At 60.5% G+C, this 17,156-nt stretch carries 16 protein-coding genes; 9 read left to right on the forward strand and 7 right to left on the reverse strand.

Going from position 1 to position 17,156, the window contains the following annotated elements:
- Positions 1-53: 53 nt before the first annotated feature.
- On the forward strand, positions 54-509 hold the full coding sequence (locus tag AAIS01_RS11815; RefSeq protein ID WP_047226107.1) for a YaiI/YqxD family protein: 456 nt from the start codon (positions 54-56) through the stop codon (positions 507-509).
- A gap of 126 nt (positions 510-635) precedes the next feature.
- On the opposite strand, the gene elbB is transcribed toward AAIS01_RS11815, so the two are convergent.
- The gene (gene elbB / locus AAIS01_RS11820; RefSeq protein ID WP_343469100.1) at positions 636-1,304 is read right to left on the reverse strand and encodes an isoprenoid biosynthesis glyoxalase ElbB; all 669 of its coding nucleotides are present in this window, start codon (positions 1,302-1,304) and stop codon (positions 636-638) included.
- Between the two features lie 123 nt (positions 1,305-1,427).
- On the opposite strand from elbB, the gene AAIS01_RS11825 reads away from it, so the two are divergent.
- Positions 1,428-2,663 carry a sterol desaturase family protein gene (locus AAIS01_RS11825; RefSeq protein WP_343469101.1) on the forward strand — a complete coding sequence of 412 codons (1,236 nt, stop codon included), beginning with the start codon at positions 1,428-1,430 and terminating at the stop codon, positions 2,661-2,663.
- Here the strand turns inward: AAIS01_RS11825 and AAIS01_RS11830 are convergent.
- Positions 2,644-3,267 carry a DedA family protein gene (locus AAIS01_RS11830; RefSeq protein WP_343469102.1) on the reverse strand — a complete coding sequence of 208 codons (624 nt, stop codon included), beginning with the start codon at positions 3,265-3,267 and terminating at the stop codon, positions 2,644-2,646. The genes AAIS01_RS11825 and AAIS01_RS11830 overlap by 20 nt on opposite strands.
- 205 nt (positions 3,268-3,472) lie before the next feature.
- Here AAIS01_RS11830 and hemB point away from each other — a divergent pair, with 205 nt between their 5' ends.
- Positions 3,473-4,486, forward strand: coding sequence for a porphobilinogen synthase (gene hemB / locus AAIS01_RS11835; RefSeq protein WP_343469103.1), 1,014 nt, complete (start codon positions 3,473-3,475; stop codon positions 4,484-4,486).
- Positions 4,487-4,503: 17 nt separating this feature from the next.
- On the forward strand, positions 4,504-6,726 hold the full coding sequence (ppk1, locus tag AAIS01_RS11840; RefSeq protein ID WP_343469105.1) for a polyphosphate kinase 1: 2,223 nt from the start codon (positions 4,504-4,506) through the stop codon (positions 6,724-6,726).
- 191 nt (positions 6,727-6,917) lie between these two features.
- On the opposite strand, the gene ppx is transcribed toward ppk1, so the two are convergent.
- The 5 genes from ppx to AAIS01_RS11865 form a co-directional block, all read right to left on the reverse strand.
- Positions 6,918-8,420, reverse strand: coding sequence for an exopolyphosphatase (gene ppx, locus AAIS01_RS11845; RefSeq protein WP_343469107.1), 1,503 nt, complete (start codon positions 8,418-8,420; stop codon positions 6,918-6,920).
- A 260-nt stretch (positions 8,421-8,680) separates the two neighbouring features.
- Positions 8,681-9,415 carry an amino acid ABC transporter ATP-binding protein gene (locus AAIS01_RS11850; RefSeq protein ID WP_343469109.1) on the reverse strand — a complete coding sequence of 245 codons (735 nt, stop codon included), beginning with the start codon at positions 9,413-9,415 and terminating at the stop codon, positions 8,681-8,683.
- The gene (locus AAIS01_RS11855) at positions 9,402-10,052 is read right to left on the reverse strand and encodes an amino acid ABC transporter permease (RefSeq protein WP_343469110.1); all 651 of its coding nucleotides are present in this window, start codon (positions 10,050-10,052) and stop codon (positions 9,402-9,404) included. The genes AAIS01_RS11850 and AAIS01_RS11855 overlap by 14 nt, the downstream gene beginning before the upstream one ends.
- Complete coding sequence (locus AAIS01_RS11860) at positions 10,049-10,717, reverse strand: amino acid ABC transporter permease (RefSeq protein ID WP_092452819.1); 669 nt, start codon at positions 10,715-10,717, stop codon at positions 10,049-10,051. The genes AAIS01_RS11855 and AAIS01_RS11860 overlap by 4 nt, the downstream gene beginning before the upstream one ends.
- A 21-nt stretch (positions 10,718-10,738) precedes the next feature.
- A complete protein-coding gene (locus AAIS01_RS11865) occupies positions 10,739-11,524 on the reverse strand; it encodes a transporter substrate-binding domain-containing protein (RefSeq protein WP_214913883.1) in 786 nt (261 codons plus the stop codon).
- A 254-nt stretch (positions 11,525-11,778) separates the two neighbouring features.
- On the opposite strand from AAIS01_RS11865, the gene AAIS01_RS11870 reads away from it, so the two are divergent.
- From AAIS01_RS11870 to AAIS01_RS11890, 5 genes are all read left to right on the forward strand, one after another.
- Positions 11,779-12,486 (forward strand): FadR/GntR family transcriptional regulator, encoded by a 708-nt coding sequence (locus AAIS01_RS11870; protein ID WP_214913881.1) that lies wholly within the window; start codon positions 11,779-11,781, stop codon positions 12,484-12,486.
- 121 nt (positions 12,487-12,607) lie between these two features.
- Positions 12,608-12,937, forward strand: coding sequence for a thioredoxin TrxA (trxA, locus tag AAIS01_RS11875; protein ID WP_343469111.1), 330 nt, complete (start codon positions 12,608-12,610; stop codon positions 12,935-12,937).
- Positions 12,938-13,179: 242 nt separating this feature from the next.
- Positions 13,180-14,439: a transcription termination factor Rho gene (gene rho, locus AAIS01_RS11880; protein WP_025216061.1), complete on the forward strand. Its 1,260-nt coding sequence runs from the start codon at positions 13,180-13,182 to the stop codon at positions 14,437-14,439.
- Between the two features lie 121 nt (positions 14,440-14,560).
- The gene (gene ubiD, locus AAIS01_RS11885; protein WP_343469112.1) at positions 14,561-16,027 is read left to right on the forward strand and encodes a 4-hydroxy-3-polyprenylbenzoate decarboxylase; all 1,467 of its coding nucleotides are present in this window, start codon (positions 14,561-14,563) and stop codon (positions 16,025-16,027) included.
- Positions 16,027-16,995, forward strand: coding sequence for a CDP-6-deoxy-delta-3,4-glucoseen reductase (locus tag AAIS01_RS11890; RefSeq protein WP_092395192.1), 969 nt, complete (start codon positions 16,027-16,029; stop codon positions 16,993-16,995). Before ubiD ends, AAIS01_RS11890 begins: the two co-directional genes overlap by 1 nt.
- The last annotated feature ends 161 nt before the right edge of the window (positions 16,996-17,156 follow it).

A 17,156-nucleotide genomic window follows, 5' to 3' on the forward strand; every position in this document is an offset into this window, starting at 1 on the left:
CGCCTGTGGGAGCAAGGCTTGCCCGCGATGCTTTTAATTAGAGGAAAAACTCAATGCGTGTATGGATCGACGCCGACGCCTGTCCCAAAGCCGCGAAGGAACTGGTGGTCAAGTTCGCCTTGAAACGCCGCTTCGAAGTGGTGCTGGTGGCCGGCCAACCGCAGATCAAGCCGGCCCTGGCCTGCGTGAAGTTGATCGTGGTGCCCAGCGGGCCTGACGCGGCGGACGATTACCTGGTGGAGCATGCCGTACCGGGTGAGCTGGTGATCTGCAGCGACGTACCGTTGGCTGACCGGCTGGTGAAGAAGGGTGTCGCGGCACTGGATCCGCGGGGCAAGGAGTTCGATGCGCAGAACATGGGCGATCGGCTGGCGGTGCGCAACCTGTTCACCGACTTGCGTGAGCAGGGCCACATGGGCGGCGGACCGGCAGCGTACAGCGAGCGGGACAAGCAGGGGTTCGCCAATGCGCTGGATCGGATACTGACGCGGTTGGCTCGAACCTCCTGACTCTTTCCCGCACCCCTGTGGGAGCGAGCCTGCTCGCGATGGCGGTGTGTCAGCCAACAGATATGCCAACTGAACCGACGCTATCGCGAGCAGGCTCGCTCCCACATTGGGTGGACGGTGTTGCGGTCACTCATCGTTTTCGTGAGTCAACTCCAATACCCGGTCCACCAGTTTGTTGATCCCCGACGCCGCTTCACTGATGTTCTGCGCCAGCATGTAGGCCGGAGTACTGACCAGCTTGCGTGCAGTGTCTTCGACGATATCGGTGACAGCGCAGTCTTCGTGGATGCCGCCCATTTTGGTTACGGCGGCGGCAGTGTCGGTATCTGTGCCAATGGTGCAGGTCACCCCCGGTCCATAGATTTTTGCCGCCAGGGCGGGGGAAATGCAGATGAGCCCCACCGGCTTTCCCGCTTCGGCAAAGGCTTCGGTCAGCGCCAGAACCTGCGGCTGGACGGTGCAACCCGCGCCTTCAACGGCAAAGTTGGAGAGGTTCTTCGCCGTGCCGAAACCGCCAGGCACGATCAGCGCGTCGAAGTCCTCAACGTTGGCTTCGCGCAAATCCTTCACGTTGCCCCGGGCGATTCGGGCGGACTCCACCAATACGTTGCGGCTCTCGGGCATTTGCTCGCCAGTCAGGTGATTGATGACCTGCAACTGCGCGATGTCGGGGGCGAAACACTGCACCTGTGCGCCGCGCTGGTCGAGGCGCAGCAAGGTGATCACGCTTTCCTGGATCTCTGCACCGTCATACACGCCACAGCCGGAAAGGATCACTGCAACTTTTTTGCTCATGGGCTTTTCTCCAGATTCATGGCGTTAAATGTCCACTAATTTGTCACTCGTTGCCATAGGGTTATCGAGCAGCTACACCTAATCTGCCGACTATCTCCCTGCTTTGTCTGCTCGGGTCGCATCATGAATTTCATTCTGTATGCCGTGCCGTTTTTCTTTGTGTTGATTGCCATCGAGTTGCTGGCCGATCGGTGGCGGGGTGTGAGCCACTACCGCGTGGCTGACGCCATCAACAGCCTGAGCACCGGCGTGCTCTCCACCACCACCGGTTTGCTGACCAAGGGTGTGGGGTTGGTGACCTATGCCTTCGCGCTGGAGCATTTGGCCGTTATCCATTTGTCTGCCGACCAGGCCTGGGTCTGGGTGTTTGCTTTCGTGTTCTATGACTTCTGTTATTACTGGCTGCACCGCATGGGCCATGAGCGCAATATCCTCTGGGCGGCTCATTCGGTGCATCATCAGAGTGAGGACTACAACCTCTCCACTGCATTGCGCCAGACCAGCACCGGGTTTGTGTTGAGCTGGATTTTCTACCTGCCGCTGGCCGTGGCCGGCGTGCCGCTGGTGGTGTTCGTCAGCGTGGCGGCGTTGAATTTGCTGTATCAGTTCTGGGTTCACACCCAACACATCCCCAAACTCGGCTGGCTGGAGTGGTGTTTCGTCACGCCGTCCAATCATCGTGCCCACCATGCACAGAACCCTCTCTACATGGATCGCAATTACGGCGGGGTGTTCATTATTTGGGACCGTCTGTTTCGCACCTTTCAGGAAGAAGACGATAACGAACCGGTGATTTTTGGCGTGACCACGCCGCTGGCGAGCTGGAATCCGTTGTGGGCCAACCTGCAGTTCTATGCGCAATTGTGGGCAGATGCGCGACGGGCAGAGCGCTGGCCAGACAAGCTGCGGATCTGGTTTATGCCCACCGGTTGGCGGCCGGCGGACGTGGCGGCGCGATACCCACTGAGCAAACCGGATCTGAGTCAGTTCCGCAAATTCGAGGTGCCGCTGGACGGGCGTCAGCAGTGGTACGTGGCGTTGCAGTTCTGCACCTACATTGCGCTGGGCAGCTACTTGATGAACCTGGAGGGCAGCCTGTCGGTTGCTGCCCTGGTGTTGGGTTGGGGCGCGGTGGCGCTGGGTTTGTTTGTCTTGGGCGTGGCCCTGGAGAATCGCCCGTGGGCCCTGAGGCTGGAGCTGTTGCGGCTGGTCTTGAACCTGCCGCTGGTGTGGCTGGCGCCATTGGCGGGGTTGTGGCCGGCCAGTCCCGTGGCTTGGGTCGGGCTGCTCAGCTACAGCCTGCTCAGTGGTATCGGGTTGTATTGCTGTCGCAGTCGGGTCACTCGGCTGGCGTCGTAGGCTCGTGGGGCCTGGCTTGTTCCAGTCGTTCGGCTGCGAGGACTTTGCGGGCCAGGCGTGCATTCTTGATACGCCGACGCAGCCACAGGCACAGCCCCAGCACCAGCAGGGCACCGAGTACCCACAATTCATATTTCTTGATGCTGCCCAGCATGCCTTCGAGCACCGCGCCGAAGTGGTACGCGGCGGCGGCCAGGGCAGTGGCCCAGATCGCCGCGCCGATGCCGTTGAGCAACAGATAGCGGCCCGGCGGATAGCCTGACAGCCCGATGGCCACCGGCATTACCGTGCGCAAGCCGTAGACGAAGCGAAAACTCAGCACCCAGATATCCGGATGCCGACGAATGTGTTCCAGCGCCCGATCGCCCATCAACTGCCAGCGAGGTTTTCGCGCCAGTAGCCTGCGGCCGTGCTTGCGCCCCATGAAGTACCACAATTGGTCGCCCGCGTAGCTGCCGCAGAACGCCACCACCACCACCAGATTGATATCCATGTAGCCACGGAACGCCAGGAAGCCTGCGAGCACGAGGATGGTTTCGCCTTCGAAGAACGTGCCAATAAACAAGGCGAGGTAGCCGAAGTCATGGAGAAATTGCTGGAGCATTGTCTGGGTGCTGGCGAAATGAACGCGCAGCCTACCCCTTCAGGCACATTCAGGAAAGTATCGAGATGTGTCTCGACGTGAACATTTCCTGCAACGACAATGACTGCGACGACGGGACGCAGGTGCACATATCTGTCATCTGTTCGTCATAATGGCCGTCTATAACTGTCACGCTCGCCCGTCAGCGCGGGCTCAGGAGTCTGCCGTGAGCTTTACCCCCGCCAATCGTCTGTTCCCCGCTACCCGTCTGCGTCGCAATCGCCGTGATGAGTTCTCTCGTCGGCTGGTACGTGAAACCGTGCTGACCACCGATGACCTGATCCTGCCGGTGTTCGTGCTGGACGGTGAGAACCGCCGCGAGGCCGTGGCATCGATGCCCGGGGTAGAGCGCCTGACCATCGACCTGTTGCTTGAAGAAGCCGCCCAGTGGGTCGAGTTGGGCATTCCGGCGCTGGCGCTGTTTCCGGTCACGCCTGCCGAGCTCAAGTCCCTGGATGCCGCCGAAGCCTGGAACCCCGATGGCATCGCCCAGCGCGCGACCCGTGCCCTGCGTGCCCGTTTCCCTGAGCTGGGGGTGATCACCGATGTGGCGCTGGACCCGTTCACCACGCATGGGCAGGACGGCATTCTCGATGAAGAAGGCTATGTGCAGAACGACATTACCGTCGATGCCCTGGTCCGGCAGGCGTTGTCCCATGCCGAGGCCGGTGCTCAGGTGGTGGCGCCGTCGGACATGATGGATGGCCGGATCCAGGCGATCCGTGAAGCGCTGGAGGTGGCCGGTCATGTCAATGTGCGGATCATGGCCTACTCGGCCAAGTACGCCAGTGCCTATTACGGCCCGTTCCGTGATGCGGTCGGCTCGGCGCTGAACCTGGGCAAGGCCAACAAGGCCTCTTATCAGATGGACCCGGCCAACAGCGAGGAAGCCTTGCACGAAGTGGCGGCGGACTTGTCAGAAGGGGCTGATATGGTCATGGTCAAGCCGGGTATGCCTTACCTCGACATTCTTTGCCGGGTCAAAGACGAATTCAAAGTCCCGACCTTTGTCTATCAGGTCAGCGGCGAGTACGCCATGCACATGGCGGCCATCCAAAACGGCTGGTTGGGCGAAGGGGTGATCCTTGAGTCCTTGACCGCTTTCAAACGTGCAGGAGCTGATGGCATCCTGACTTACTTTGCTGTGCGCGCCGCCCAATTGTTACGAGAGCAGAAATAGCCTCCCAGGAACTTGCGATGAATACCGAAGGACTTTCTGAAGTTGCCGTAAAAGACGCTCAGCCCGTGGTCGAGCAGGTCGCCGAAACACCGCCGGAGCATGAGGCTGCGCCTACGCCGCCGGTGGTGGCCGAGGCCCCCGTGGCCCCTGCGATTGTCATTCCCAACCTGGATGACAGCAGCCTGTACATCCATCGCGAGCTGTCGCAACTGCAGTTCAACATCCGCGTGCTGGAGCAGGCGCTGGACGAGTCCTACCCGCTGCTGGAGCGGCTGAAGTTCCTGCTGATCTTTTCCAGCAACCTGGACGAGTTCTTCGAAATCCGCGTCGCCGGCCTGAAGAAGCAGATCACCTTTGCCCGCGAGCAGGCCGGTGCCGATGGCTTGCAACCGCATCAGGCCCTGGCACGGATCAGTGAGCTGGTCCACGGCCACGTGGACCGCCAGTACGCGATTCTCAATGACATTCTGTTGCCCGAGCTGGAAAAACATCAGGTTCGCTTCATTCGTCGGCGCAACTGGAACACCAAGCTCAAGACCTGGGTTCGCCGCTATTTCCGGGACGAGATCGCACCGATCATCACCCCGATCGGCCTCGACCCGACGCACCCGTTCCCGCTGCTGGTCAACAAGAGCCTGAACTTCATTGTCGAGCTCGAAGGCATCGACGCCTTCGGTCGCGACTCCGGCCTGGCGATCATCCCCGCGCCGCGCCTGCTGCCGCGCATCATTCGTGTGCCGGAGGACGTCGGCGGCCCTGGCGACAACTATGTGTTCCTGTCGTCGATGATCCACGCCCATGCCGATGACCTGTTCCAGGGCATGAAGGTGAAGGGTTGCTACCAGTTCCGCCTGACCCGCAACGCCGATCTGTCGGTAGACACCGAAGACGTCGAAGACCTGGCCCGCGCCCTGCGCGGCGAGCTGTTCTCGCGCCGCTACGGTGATGCGGTGCGTCTGGAAGTGGCCGACACGTGCCCCAAACACCTGTCCGACTACCTGCTCAAGCAGTTCAACCTGCATGAGACCGAGCTGTATCAGGTCAACGGTCCGGTCAACCTGACCCGACTGTTCAGCATCACCGGTCTGGACAGCCATCCGGAACTGCAATATTTGCCGTTCACGCCGCAAATCCCGAAGTTGCTGCAAAATAGCGAGAACATCTTCAGCGTGATCAGCAAGCAGGACATTCTGCTGCTGCACCCTTTCGAGTCGTTCACGCCGGTGGTCGACCTGCTGCGCCAGGCGGCCAAGGATCCCCATGTATTGGCGGTGCGCCAGACCCTGTATCGCAGCGGCGCCAACTCGGAAATCGTCGACGCCCTGGTGGACGCGGCGCGTAACGGCAAAGAGGTCACGGCGGTGATCGAGTTGCGGGCGCGCTTCGATGAAGAGTCCAACCTGCAACTGGCCAGTCGTCTGCAAGCGGCCGGTGCGGTGGTGATTTATGGTGTGGTCGGCTTCAAGACCCACGCCAAGATGATGCTGATCCTGCGGCGCGAAGCCGGCGAAATCGTGCGTTACGCCCACCTGGGCACCGGCAACTACCACGCCGCCAACGCCCGTCTGTACACCGACTACAGCCTGCTGACCTCCGACGATGCCCTGTGTGAAGACGTCGGCAAACTGTTCAGCCAGTTGATTGGCATGGGCAAGACCCTGCGCATGAAAAAGCTGCTGCACGCTCCCTTCACCTTGAAGAAGGGCATGCTCGACATGATCGCCCGGGAGACGCAGTTCGCCCTGGACGGTAAACCGGCGCACATCATCGCCAAATTCAACTCGCTGACCGATCCGAAGATCATCCGTGCGTTGTACAAGGCCAGCCAGTCGGGCGTGCGCATCGACCTGGTGGTGCGCGGCATGTGCTGCCTGCGTCCGGGCATCCCGGGGGTTTCCCATAACATCCACGTGCGCTCGATCATCGGCCGCTTCCTGGAGCATACGCGGGTGTTCTACTTCCTCAACGGTGGGGAGGAGCAGATGTTCCTGTCCAGCGCCGACTGGATGGAGCGCAACCTCGACAAGCGCGTCGAGACCTGCTTCCCGGTGGAAGGCAAGAAGCTGATCCTGCGGGTCAAGAAGGAGCTGGAAAGCTACCTCACCGACAACACCCACAGCTGGAGCCTGCAGTCGGACGGTCGCTACATCCGCAACACGCCGACCGGCAACCAGAATGCACGCAGCGCCCAGGCCACGTTGCTGGAGCGCTTGGGCAGCCCGTTGTTGACGGTTCGTTAAGGTTGGGGTGATGCAGTTCTGATGGTTTAGGGATATCTGTGGCGAGGGGATTTATCCCCGCTGGGCTGCGAAGCAGCCCTGAAACCTGCCAGCCAGTTGTGTCAGGTTGATTACCTTCCAACTCTTTGGGGCCGCTTCGCGCCCAACGGGGATAAATCCCCTCGCCACAGAGATCTGTGTTGTGGCGGGGCTCAGTGGATGTTCAGCGCAATCCCGACTCGGGTGAGCCATTCGGCTTCCTGGGCGAAGTCAGCCTGGGTCAGTTGGTTCTCTTGCAGCCAGCCTTCGGGAAACAGCACATCCAGCTCAGCTCCATCGGCGCGCAGGACCACCTGGGGCATTTCCTGGGTACCGCGGATGTGGTGGAACAGGATTGCAAAGCGCAGCAGCACGCACAGACGAATCAGTTTGATGCCGTCATTGCCGAATTCGGCGAATTTATCCCTGGGAATATTGCGCCGGTGACCACGCACCAATAGTGCAAGCATCTGCTGGTCTTCGCGGGAGAAACCCGCCAGGTCCGAATGTTCGATCAGATAGGCGCCGTGCTTGTGGTAGTGATAGTGGGCGATGTCCAGGCCCACCTCATGCACCTTCGCGGCCCAGCCCAGCAGCTCGCGCCAGACCCCGTCGTTCAGGTCCCAATCGTCGGCCACCTGGTCGAAAGCGTGCAGCGCCTTGCGCTCGACCCGTGCGGCCTGTTCCTGATCGACGTGGTAACGCTCCATGAGCGAGCCCAGGGTGCGCTCACGGACGTCTTCATGGTGATGGCGCCCGAGTAGGTCATAGAGCACGCCTTCGCGCAGGGCGCCCTCGCAGTGGTCCATGCGTTGCAGTTCGAGGGCGTCGAAAATCGCTTCGAGAATCGCCAGGCCCGCCGGGAAAATCGCCCGGCGGTCGGGCTTGATCCCTTCAAAATCGATCTTGTCCGAGTCGCCGAGCTTGAACACCTTGCGCTTGAGCCATGCCAGGCCTTCGGCGTTGACCTCGCCAGTGCCGTGGCCGCCTGCCTTGAGGGCCAGGCCAATGGCGCGAATGGTGCCTGAGGAACCGATGGCTTCATCCCAGGTCAGGCGGTGCAAAGCATGTTCGATGCTCATGATTTCCAGACGCGCCGCCGTATAGGCCTGGGCATAGCGCGCCGGGGTGATCTTGCCGTCGCGGAAATAGCGCTGGGTGTAACTGACGCAACCCATTTGCAGGCTTTCGCGCAGCAGAGGCTCGAAGCGCTGGCCAATGATGAATTCGGTACTGCCACCGCCGATATCCGCCACCAGGCGTTTGCCCGGGGTGTCGGCCAGCGTATGGGAGACGCCGAGGTAGATCAGACGGGCCTCTTCACGCCCGGAAATGACTTCCACCGGGTGGCCGAGGATCTCTTCGGCGCGGTGGATGAATTCACCCCGGTTGCGCGCCTCGCGCAAAGCGTTGGTGCCCACGATCCGCACCGCGCCCAGGGGCATGCCGTTGATCAGTTGGGCGAACCGCTTGAGGCAATCGAGCCCGCGCTGGATGGATTCTTCGCTCAGTTGGCGCTCTTCGTCGATGCCGGCGGCCAGTTGGACCTTCTCGCCGAGCCGCTCAAGAATTCGGATTTCCCCGTTCTGGGCCTTGGCAACGACCATGTGGAAGCTGTTGGAGCCCAGGTCTATGGCAGCGATCAGGGACAGATTCTTGGCTTGGGATGGCGGCATGTTCAAAAAGTCTCGGTCGATAACCTCGCCATCCTGCCACGATCAACCGCTTACGCCAACGCGCCTGATCCAAACCCTTGAGCCAGAGCAGCTTGCAGGGTGCCCTTGTGGCGAGGGGATTTATCCCCGCTGGGCTGCGCAGCAGCCCTAAAGCTGTGAACTCAATCATCCTGGCACGCCGAGTTGCCTGGTTTGGGGGCCGCTTCGCAGCCCAACGGGGATAAATCCCCTCGCCACAGAGTGTTCCTTGGCTGAGAAAATCAGGCGGGCTCGACCGTCCCAATGAAATTCGCCAGCTCTACGGTCTGCGGATCGGCGAACAACACCTTGGGATCCCCCGTCTCATGCACCTTGCCCTGGTGCATGAACACCAGTTTGTCCCCGACTTCCCGGGCAAAGCGCATTTCGTGGGTGACCATGATCAGGGTCATGCCGTCCTTGGCCAGCTGGCGCACCACGCCGAGCACTTCATTGACCAGTTCCGGGTCCAGGGCGGAGGTGATTTCGTCGCACAGCAGCACCTTTGGCGACATCGCCAGGGCGCGGGCGATGGCGACCCTCTGTTGCTGGCCGCCGGACAGGCGGTCTGGAAAGGCGTCGAACTTCTCCCCGAGTCCGACTCGCTCCAGCATCTGGCGTGCCAGTTCAGCCGCTTTGGCCTTGGGTACTTTTTGTACAACCTGCGGCGCGAGCATCACGTTCTCACCGACGGTCAGGTGCGGGAACAGGTTGAATTGCTGGAACACCATCCCGACTTTCTGCCGCAGGCTGCGCAGGTCGGCGCGGGCGGCGTCGAGGTATTCACCATCCACTTCGATCACGCCGTCGTTGATCGACTCCAGTCCGTTGAGGGTGCGCAGCAGGGTGGATTTGCCCGAACCGCTGCGGCCGATGATCGCCACGACCTGGCCTTCCTCGACGCTCAGGTCGATGCCTTTGAGGACATGGTGATCGCCGTAGTATTTATGCAGGGCGGAAATTCTAAGCAGAGGCATGCAGTCTCCTTTCCAGGTAGCGCGCACTGAGGGACAAGGGGTAGCAGAGCAGGAAATAACCGAGGGCGACCAGGCCATAGACCATGAACGGCTCGAACGTGGCGTTGGCGAGCATGCCGCCGGTCTTGGTCAGTTCGGTAAAGCCAATGATCGAAGTCACGGCTGTGCCTTTGACCACCTGCACGGAAAAGCCCACGGTCGGCGCTACGGCGATGCGCAGGGCCTGGGGCAGGATCACGTAGCGCAACTGCTCCAGTGGGTTGAGGGCCAGGCTCGCCGAGGCTTCCCATTGGCCGTTGGAAATCGAGTCGACACAACCGCGCCAGATCTCCGCCAGGTAGGCGCTGGTAAACAGCGTCAGGGCAATGGCCGCCGCCATCCACGGGGAAATCTCCACCCCGGCCAGGGCCACTCCGAAGAACACCAGAAACAGCTGCATCAACAGCGGTGTGCCCTGGAACAGCTCGATGTAGGTGCGGGCGATGTTGCGGGGCAGGGCGTTTTTGGAGATGCGCAGCACCATGACCAGTAAGCCGATTACGCCGCCGCCGATAAACGCCACCAGCGACAGCGCCAGGGTCCATTGCAGGCCGGTGAGCAGATTGCGCACCACGTCCCAGAAAGTGAAATCGCTCATTGGCTGCTCCTGGCAATGTAGCGGCGACCTACCCAATTCAGGAACTGGCGGATCAACAGCGCCATGCACAAGTAGATCAGCGTGGTCAGTGCATAGGTTTCGAACGCGCGGAAATTACGGGACTGAATGAAGTTGGCGGCAAAACTCAGCTCTTCGGTGGCGATCTGCGAACAGACCGCCGAGCCGAGCATCACGATGATGATCTGGCTGCTCAGGGCCGGCCAGACCTTGCCCAGCGCCGGCAGCAGCACCACATGACGGAAAGCTTCGAAACGGCTCATCGCCAGGGCTGCGGCGGCTTCCAGTTGCCCCCGCGGGATGGCCTGGATGCCGGCGCGGATGATCTCGGTGGAGTAGGCGCCGAGGTTGATCACCATGGCCAGTACCGCTGCCTGCCATTCGGATATCTGCAAGCCCAAGGACGGCAGGCCGAAGAAAATGAAAAACAGTTGCACCAGGAATGGCGTGTTGCGGATCAGCTCCACGTACACGCCGAAGATCGCCGCGAACGGACGAATATGCCACGCCCGCACCACGGCCCCGACGATGCCCAGGCCCACCCCGAGCAGCGCGCCGATGGCCGTCAACTCCAAGGTGAACAAGGCACCGCGCAACAGCAGCTCGGTGTTCTGCACCACCGGCATAAAATCGAACTGATAAGCCATGCTCAACCTCTCAAGCGACGGTCAGAGATCGGCCGGCAGCGGCTGCTTGAGCCAGGTCTGGGAGTTTTTCTCCAGGCTGCCATCGGTTTTGGCAGTGGCCAGGATCTGGTTGACCTTGTCCAGCAGCGCCGGCTCGTTCTTGTTCACGCCCACATACACTGGCGAATCCTTGAGTTTTACTTTCAGCGCCGGGACGCGCTTGGGGTTGCGTTCGCTGATCGCAACCATGACCACGTTGCCGCTGGCGATCAGGTCCACCTGACCGGCCAGATAGGCGGCGATGGTCGAGTTGTTGTCTTCAAAGCGCTTGATCGTGGCGCCCTGGGGAGCGACCTTGGTCAGCTCGATGTCTTCGATGGAGCCACGGGTGACGCTGATGGTCTTGCCCTTGAGGTCGTCCAGGCCATTGATGGCGGCGTCGGGCGGGCCGAATACGGCGAGGTAGAACGGCGCGTAGGCACTGGAGAAGTCGATGACTTTTTCACGCTCGGGGTTTTTGCCCAGGCTGGAGATCACCAGGTCGACCTTGCCGGTGGTCAGGAACGGAATACGGTTGGTGCTGTTGACGGGGGTCAGTTCAAGCTTGACCTTGAGCTGGTCGGCCAGCAGCTGCGCGGTGTCGATGTCCAGGCCGCGAGGTTTCATGTCCGGGCCTACCGAGCCGAACGGTGGGAAGTCCTGGGGCACTGCGACCTTGAGGGTGCCGCGCTTGACCACGTCTTCCAGGCCGTCTGCTTGAGCGGGCAGATGAGTGAGCATCAGGCTGGCGAACAAGGCGGTAAGCAGGGCGCTGTAACGCTTAATCATGGCGAATCTCCGCATCGGTGATGTGATTTCTGCGTTCGGACAGAGCACAGGCCATGCCAAGCTGGTTTTTAATCTGCCAAAGCCACGGTTTTACTGGCGGAATGAGGTCTTACTGGTCTGAACAGTTGCGCCGCGTTTCGCACCGTTATCGGGCGTCGGTATTTGCCGTCGAACCCAACTGGAGCACGACTTGCCGGGCGCCGCGTTTAGCTTTACAACTAGCCGCTCACTGGCCCGGTTCATCTGAAAAAATCATGAATTCCATCGCTCGCGCCGTTCCCGAAGTGGCCCTGCAAGCCATCCGTAAACTGATCGTCGATGAAGGCTTCGCTCCCGGGGATGCGCTGCCGTCACAACGGGACCTGGCGTTGCAACTGGGGGTGAGTCGAGCCTCGCTGCGTGAGGCGCTTTCATCGCTGAGTGCATTGGGAGTGATCAGCGTGCAACCGGGCAAGGGTGTGTTCGTGCAGTCGGCGGTGGAGGTTTCGCGCAGCGAGCTGGCCCCGGGTTGGCCGTTCGCGGCCCAGGCTTCGCCGGTGGATATCTTCCAGCTGCGTTATGCCCTGGAAGGTTTCGCGGCCGGGTTGGCGGCGGTCACGCTGAGCGCCGATGAACTCGACACACTGGAGGACAACGTCGAGGCCATGCGCCGGGAGCTCAAGTCAGGGGATTTCGATGCCGCAGCGCGGCTGGATTTCGAGTTCCATCGGCGAATCCTGCAGGCCAGCGGCAACCAGGCGATGCTGAGTATTCTCACCGCCAGCGCCGACATCTTTCTGGAAAGCCAGAAGCTACCGTTCATCCGAGCGGAACGGGCAATGGAAACGTGGCAGGAGCATCGCAAGATCCTTCGGGCCCTGGCCCGTCGTGCTTCGGGTGGGGCGCAAAAAGCCATGCAGGAACATGTACGTAACGCCGCGCTGCGCACCGGAATTTCCTTCGTGGCCCCGGCTGCTCCATGAGGGGCATCATACCCAAATACATCGGACACCATAGCGAGACTCAATCAACTGCGGCTTCCTGAACCCGGTAAGGGCAGCTATGATGGGCCACGTTTTTTTGCTGACAATCCCGGAGATTTCAATGAGCAGCGATCTGATCAAACACGTTACCGACGCTAGCTTCGACGAAGAAGTACTTAAGTCCGAAGGCCCGGTACTGGTCGACTATTGGGCTGAGTGGTGCGGTCCGTGCAAGATGATCGCGCCGGTCCTGGACGAAATTGCCCAGACCTACGAGGGCAAGCTGACCGTTGCCAAGCTGAACATCGACGAGAACCAGGAAACTCCGGCCAAGCACGGCGTGCGTGGCATCCCGACGCTGATGCTGTTCAAGAACGGCAACGTCGAAGCCACCAAGGTGGGTGCGCTGTCGAAGTCGCAACTGGCCGCGTTCCTCGACGCCAACATCTAAGCGCCGAATGCTGTTGAAAAAGCCCCGCTAATCGCGGGGCTTTTTTCGTTACTCGGGGCTAGACGCTCGCAAACCCAGGTGTTACATTCGGCCCCGCACTGGTTTCTCCTTTGCCCCCTGCAAGCCGTCGCCGACGCACTCCTTTCGAATAAGTACGCGATCCTGTCGCCTTCTCCGCGGCGCGGCCTCATTAAGCCAAAAGCTTAATTTCCCCCCTCCATAAATGATTACGTCATTCCTATATGAATCTGACTGAACTCAAGCAAAAGCCGATTACCGAACTGCTCGAATTGGCCGAACAGATGGGCATAGAAAATATGGCCCGTTCGCGCAAGCAGGACGTGATTTTCTCCCTGCTCAAAAAGCACGCGAAAAGCGGCGAGGAAATCTCCGGTGATGGCGTGCTGGAGATTCTCCAGGACGGCTTCGGCTTTCTCCGCTCCGCAGACGCTTCCTATCTTGCCGGCCCAGACGATATCTACGTCTCGCCGAGCCAGATCCGTCGTTTCAACTTGCGCACCGGTGACACCATCGTTGGCAAGATCCGCCCTCCGAAGGAAGGCGAGCGTTACTTCGCACTGCTCAAGGTCGACACGATCAACTTCGACCGTCCGGAAAACGCGAAGAACAAGATTCTCTTCGAGAACCTGACCCCGCTGTTCCCGACCGTGCGCATGAAGATGGAAGCCGGTAACGGTTCCACCGAAGACCTCACCGGCCGGGTCATCGACCTGTGCGCACCCATCGGCAAGGGCCAGCGCGGTCTGATCGTGGCGCCGCCGAAAGCGGGCAAGACGATCATGCTGCAGAACATCGCGGCCAACATCGCTCGTAACAACCCTGAAGTTCATCTGATCGTGCTGCTGATCGACGAACGCCCGGAAGAAGTGACCGAGATGCAGCGCACCGTGCGCGGCGAAGTGGTTGCCTCGACGTTCGACGAGCCGCCGACCCGCCACGTGCAGGTTGCCGAAATGGTGATCGAGAAGGCCAAGCGCCTGGTCGAACACAAGAAGGACGTGGTGATCCTGCTGGACTCTATCACCCGTCTGGCCCGTGCCTACAACACTGTGATCCCGAGCTCCGGCAAGGTGCTGACCGGTGGTGTCGATGCCCACGCCCTGGAGAAGCCGAAACGTTTCTTCGGTGCTGCGCGCAACATCGAAGAAGGCGGCTCGCTGACCATTATCGCCACCGCACTGGTTGAAACCGGTTCGAAGATGGACGAAGTGATCTACGAGGAATTCAAAGGCACCGGTAACATGGAACTGCCTCTGGATCGCAAGATCGCTGAAAAGCGCGTCTTCCCGGCCATTAACATCAACCGTTCCGGCACCCGCCGCGAAGAGTTGCTGACCGCCGACGACGAGCTGCAGCGTATGTGGATCCTGCGCAAGCTCCTGCATCCTATGGATGAAGTCGCTGCCATCGAGTTTCTGGTCGACAAGTTGAAGCAGACCAAGACTAACGATGAGTTCTTCCTGTCGATGAAACGCAAGTAATCGATCAGGCAGGGCAGCAAAGCCGGGGAAACCCGGCTTTTTGCTATCCGTGCATTCACTATTTTGAACGGGCGGCGTTAAACTCGGGCCCCCGACGCCCCGGCTACCATGAGGCTTTTGCATGCAGTATCGCGACTTGCGCGACTTTATCAGCGGTCTGGAACAGCGCGGCGAACTCAAGCGCGTCCAGGTGCCGGTGTCCCCCGTACTGGAAATGACCGAGGTCTGCGACCGTACGCTGCGAGCCAAAGGCCCGGCGCTATTGTTTGAGAACCCGACTGGCTATGACATCCCGGTGCTGGGCAACCTGTTCGGCACGCCGGAGCGCGTAGCGCTGGGCATGGGCGCCGAAGCCGTGAGCGAATTGCGCGAAATCGGCAAGCTGCTGGCGTTTCTCAAGGAGCCTGAGCCGCCCAAAGGCCTGAAGGACGCGTGGTCCAAGCTGCCGATTTTCCGCAAAATCATTTCCATGGCGCCGAAAGTCGTCAAGGACGCCATCTGCCAGGAAGTGGTGATCGAAGGCGACGATGTCGACCTGGCAATGTTGCCGGTGCAGACCTGCTGGCCGGGCGACGTGGGGCCGCTGATTACTTGGGGCCTGACCGTCACCAAAGGTCCGAACAAGGATCGTCAGAACCTCGGTATCTACCGTCAGCAGGTCATTGGCCGGAACAAGGTCATCATGCGCTGGCTGAGCCACCGTGGTGGTGCGCTGGATTACCGGGAATGGTGTGAAAAACATCCTGGGCAACCTTTTCCGGTGTCCGTGGCCCTGGGCGCGGACCCGGCGACCATTCTCGGCGCTGTCACGCCAGTGCCTGACAGCCTTTCCGAATACGCATTCGCCGGGCTGTTGCGCGGCAACCGCACCGAACTGGTGAAATGCCGTGGCAACGATCTGCAAGTCCCGGCCACGGCCGAGATTATTCTTGAAGGCGTGATCCATCCCGGCGAAATGGCCGATGAAGGTCCGTACGGCGACCACACCGGCTACTACAACGAAGTCGACAGCTTTCCGGTGTTCACCGTCGAGCGCATGACGCATCGGATCAAGCCGATTTACCACAGCACCTACACCGGCCGTCCACCTGATGAGCCGGCCATTCTCGGGGTGGCGCTGAACGAGGTGTTCGTGCCAATCCTGCAGAAGCAGTTTCCCGAAATCACCGACTTCTACTTGCCGCCGGAAGGTTGCTCTTACCGCATGGCCGTGGTGACCATGAAGAAGTCGTACCCAGGGCACGCCAAGCGGGTCATGCTGGGGGTCTGGTCGTTTTTGCGACAGTTCATGTACACCAAGTTCGTTATTGTCACTGACGACGATATCAACGCACGGGATTGGAACGACGTGATCTGGGCCATCACCACGCGCATGGACCCCAAGCGTGACACGGTGATGATCGAGAATACGCCGATCGATTACCTCGACTTCGCCTCGCCGGTGTCCGGCCTGGGCTCGAAGATGGGACTCGATGCCACGCATAAATGGCCCGGTGAAACCACCCGTGAATGGGGCCGGGTGATCGTCAAGGATGAAGCCGTTACCCAACGGGTCGATGCCATCTGGAATCAGTTAGGAATAGATTGATGCGTGTAACCTTGCAGCCTTCCGGGGCGGTGTTGGATATCCGGCCCGCCGAGCGGATTCTCGATGGCGCGCGACGCCTGGGCTATGAGTGCCCGCAAAGCTGCCGCAATGGCAACTGCCATGTCTGCGGTGCGCTGCTAGTGGAAGGCCGCGTGGAGCAGGCGGGAGAAGTGCGCGATCACGGTGAGATTTTCACCTGCATTGCCGAGCCTCTGGAGGACTGCGTGGTGCTGTGGGATGGCGTGCTGTCACCGGGTGAGTTGCCCGTGCGCAGCCTGGCGTGCCAGGTCACTGAATGCGCCGACGTGGGCGGTGATGTCTGGCGAGTACGCCTGCGCGCACCGGCGGGCAAGCCGCCGCGCTATCACGCGGGGCAGTACCTGATGATCGAGCGGGAGAATGGCGAGAAATCGGCGTTTTCCCTGGCCTCGGCGCCGCATTCGGGGCGCGAGCTGCAATTGCATGTATTAGTGCGCGAAAACAGTGCGCAGACGCTGTTGGAGCAACTTCAGCGTAACCCCAATGTGCGCATCGAAATGCCCTTTGGCGACACCCATTTGTCCGAGTTGCCGGAGGGTCCGCTGGTGTTGATTGCCGCCGGTACTGGCATGGCGCAGATGCACAGCCTGATCGAGCATTGCCGCGCAGCGGGTTTCAAGCACCCGGTGCATCTGTATTGGGGCGTGCGGCGCCCGGAAGATTTCTATGAAATCGAACATTGGGACGAGTGGAAAACGCTGCCTAACCTGTTCCTGCACAAAGTCGTCAGCGACTTGTGTGGCTGGGAAGGGCGCTGTGGGATGCTTCACGAAGCCGTGTGCGAGGACATCAGCGATCTCAAGGGCGTGCATGTCTACGCCAGCGGCTCGCCGGCCATGATCTATGCCACCCTCGACGCGTTGGTCGATGCCGGAATGGACGCCCACCAAATGCGCGCCGATGTATTTGCCTATGCACCGCGGGCGTAGGCGCTGTCGAGCGAAGCGAGGCTGCGATCTGTTGATCTTTCGCTTGAGATTCAACTGTCTGGGGAAAGATCGCAGCCTCGCTTCGCTCGACAGTTCCTACGCAATATCAGAATTCCCTCGTTCATGGGCATTCATGGCATTTAATTTGCCTTGCTCCTGAC

The organism is Pseudomonas halotolerans, from assembly GCF_039581215.1.
In the GTDB taxonomy this organism is placed as follows: domain Bacteria; phylum Pseudomonadota; class Gammaproteobacteria; order Pseudomonadales; family Pseudomonadaceae; genus Aquipseudomonas; species Aquipseudomonas tehranensis.

Bases quoted from the DNA above. Each gene is read 5' to 3' on its own strand.
- trxA (WP_343469111.1), top strand. From the start codon at position 12,608: ATGAGCAGCGATCTGATCAAACACGTTACCGACGCTAGCTTCGACGAA.
- AAIS01_RS11890 (WP_092395192.1), top strand. From the start codon at position 16,027: ATGCGTGTAACCTTGCAGCCTTCCGGGGCGGTGTTGGATATCCGGCCC.
- AAIS01_RS11830 (WP_343469102.1), bottom strand. From the start codon at position 3,267: ATGCTCCAGCAATTTCTCCATGACTTCGGCTACCTCGCCTTGTTTATT.
- AAIS01_RS11855 (WP_343469110.1), bottom strand. From the start codon at position 10,052: ATGAGCGATTTCACTTTCTGGGACGTGGTGCGCAATCTGCTCACCGGC.
- ubiD (WP_343469112.1), top strand. From the start codon at position 14,561: ATGCAGTATCGCGACTTGCGCGACTTTATCAGCGGTCTGGAACAGCGC.
- AAIS01_RS11825 (WP_343469101.1), top strand. From the start codon at position 1,428: ATGAATTTCATTCTGTATGCCGTGCCGTTTTTCTTTGTGTTGATTGCC.
- elbB (WP_343469100.1), bottom strand. From the start codon at position 1,304: ATGAGCAAAAAAGTTGCAGTGATCCTTTCCGGCTGTGGCGTGTATGAC.
- AAIS01_RS11865 (WP_214913883.1), bottom strand. From the start codon at position 11,524: ATGATTAAGCGTTACAGCGCCCTGCTTACCGCCTTGTTCGCCAGCCTG.
- AAIS01_RS11870 (WP_214913881.1), top strand. From the start codon at position 11,779: ATGAATTCCATCGCTCGCGCCGTTCCCGAAGTGGCCCTGCAAGCCATC.
- AAIS01_RS11860 (WP_092452819.1), bottom strand. From the start codon at position 10,717: ATGGCTTATCAGTTCGATTTTATGCCGGTGGTGCAGAACACCGAGCTG.
- ppk1 (WP_343469105.1), top strand. From the start codon at position 4,504: ATGAATACCGAAGGACTTTCTGAAGTTGCCGTAAAAGACGCTCAGCCC.
- AAIS01_RS11815 (WP_047226107.1), top strand. From the start codon at position 54: ATGCGTGTATGGATCGACGCCGACGCCTGTCCCAAAGCCGCGAAGGAA.
- ppx (WP_343469107.1), bottom strand. From the start codon at position 8,420: ATGCCGCCATCCCAAGCCAAGAATCTGTCCCTGATCGCTGCCATAGAC.
- AAIS01_RS11850 (WP_343469109.1), bottom strand. From the start codon at position 9,415: ATGCCTCTGCTTAGAATTTCCGCCCTGCATAAATACTACGGCGATCAC.
- rho (WP_025216061.1), top strand. From the start codon at position 13,180: ATGAATCTGACTGAACTCAAGCAAAAGCCGATTACCGAACTGCTCGAA.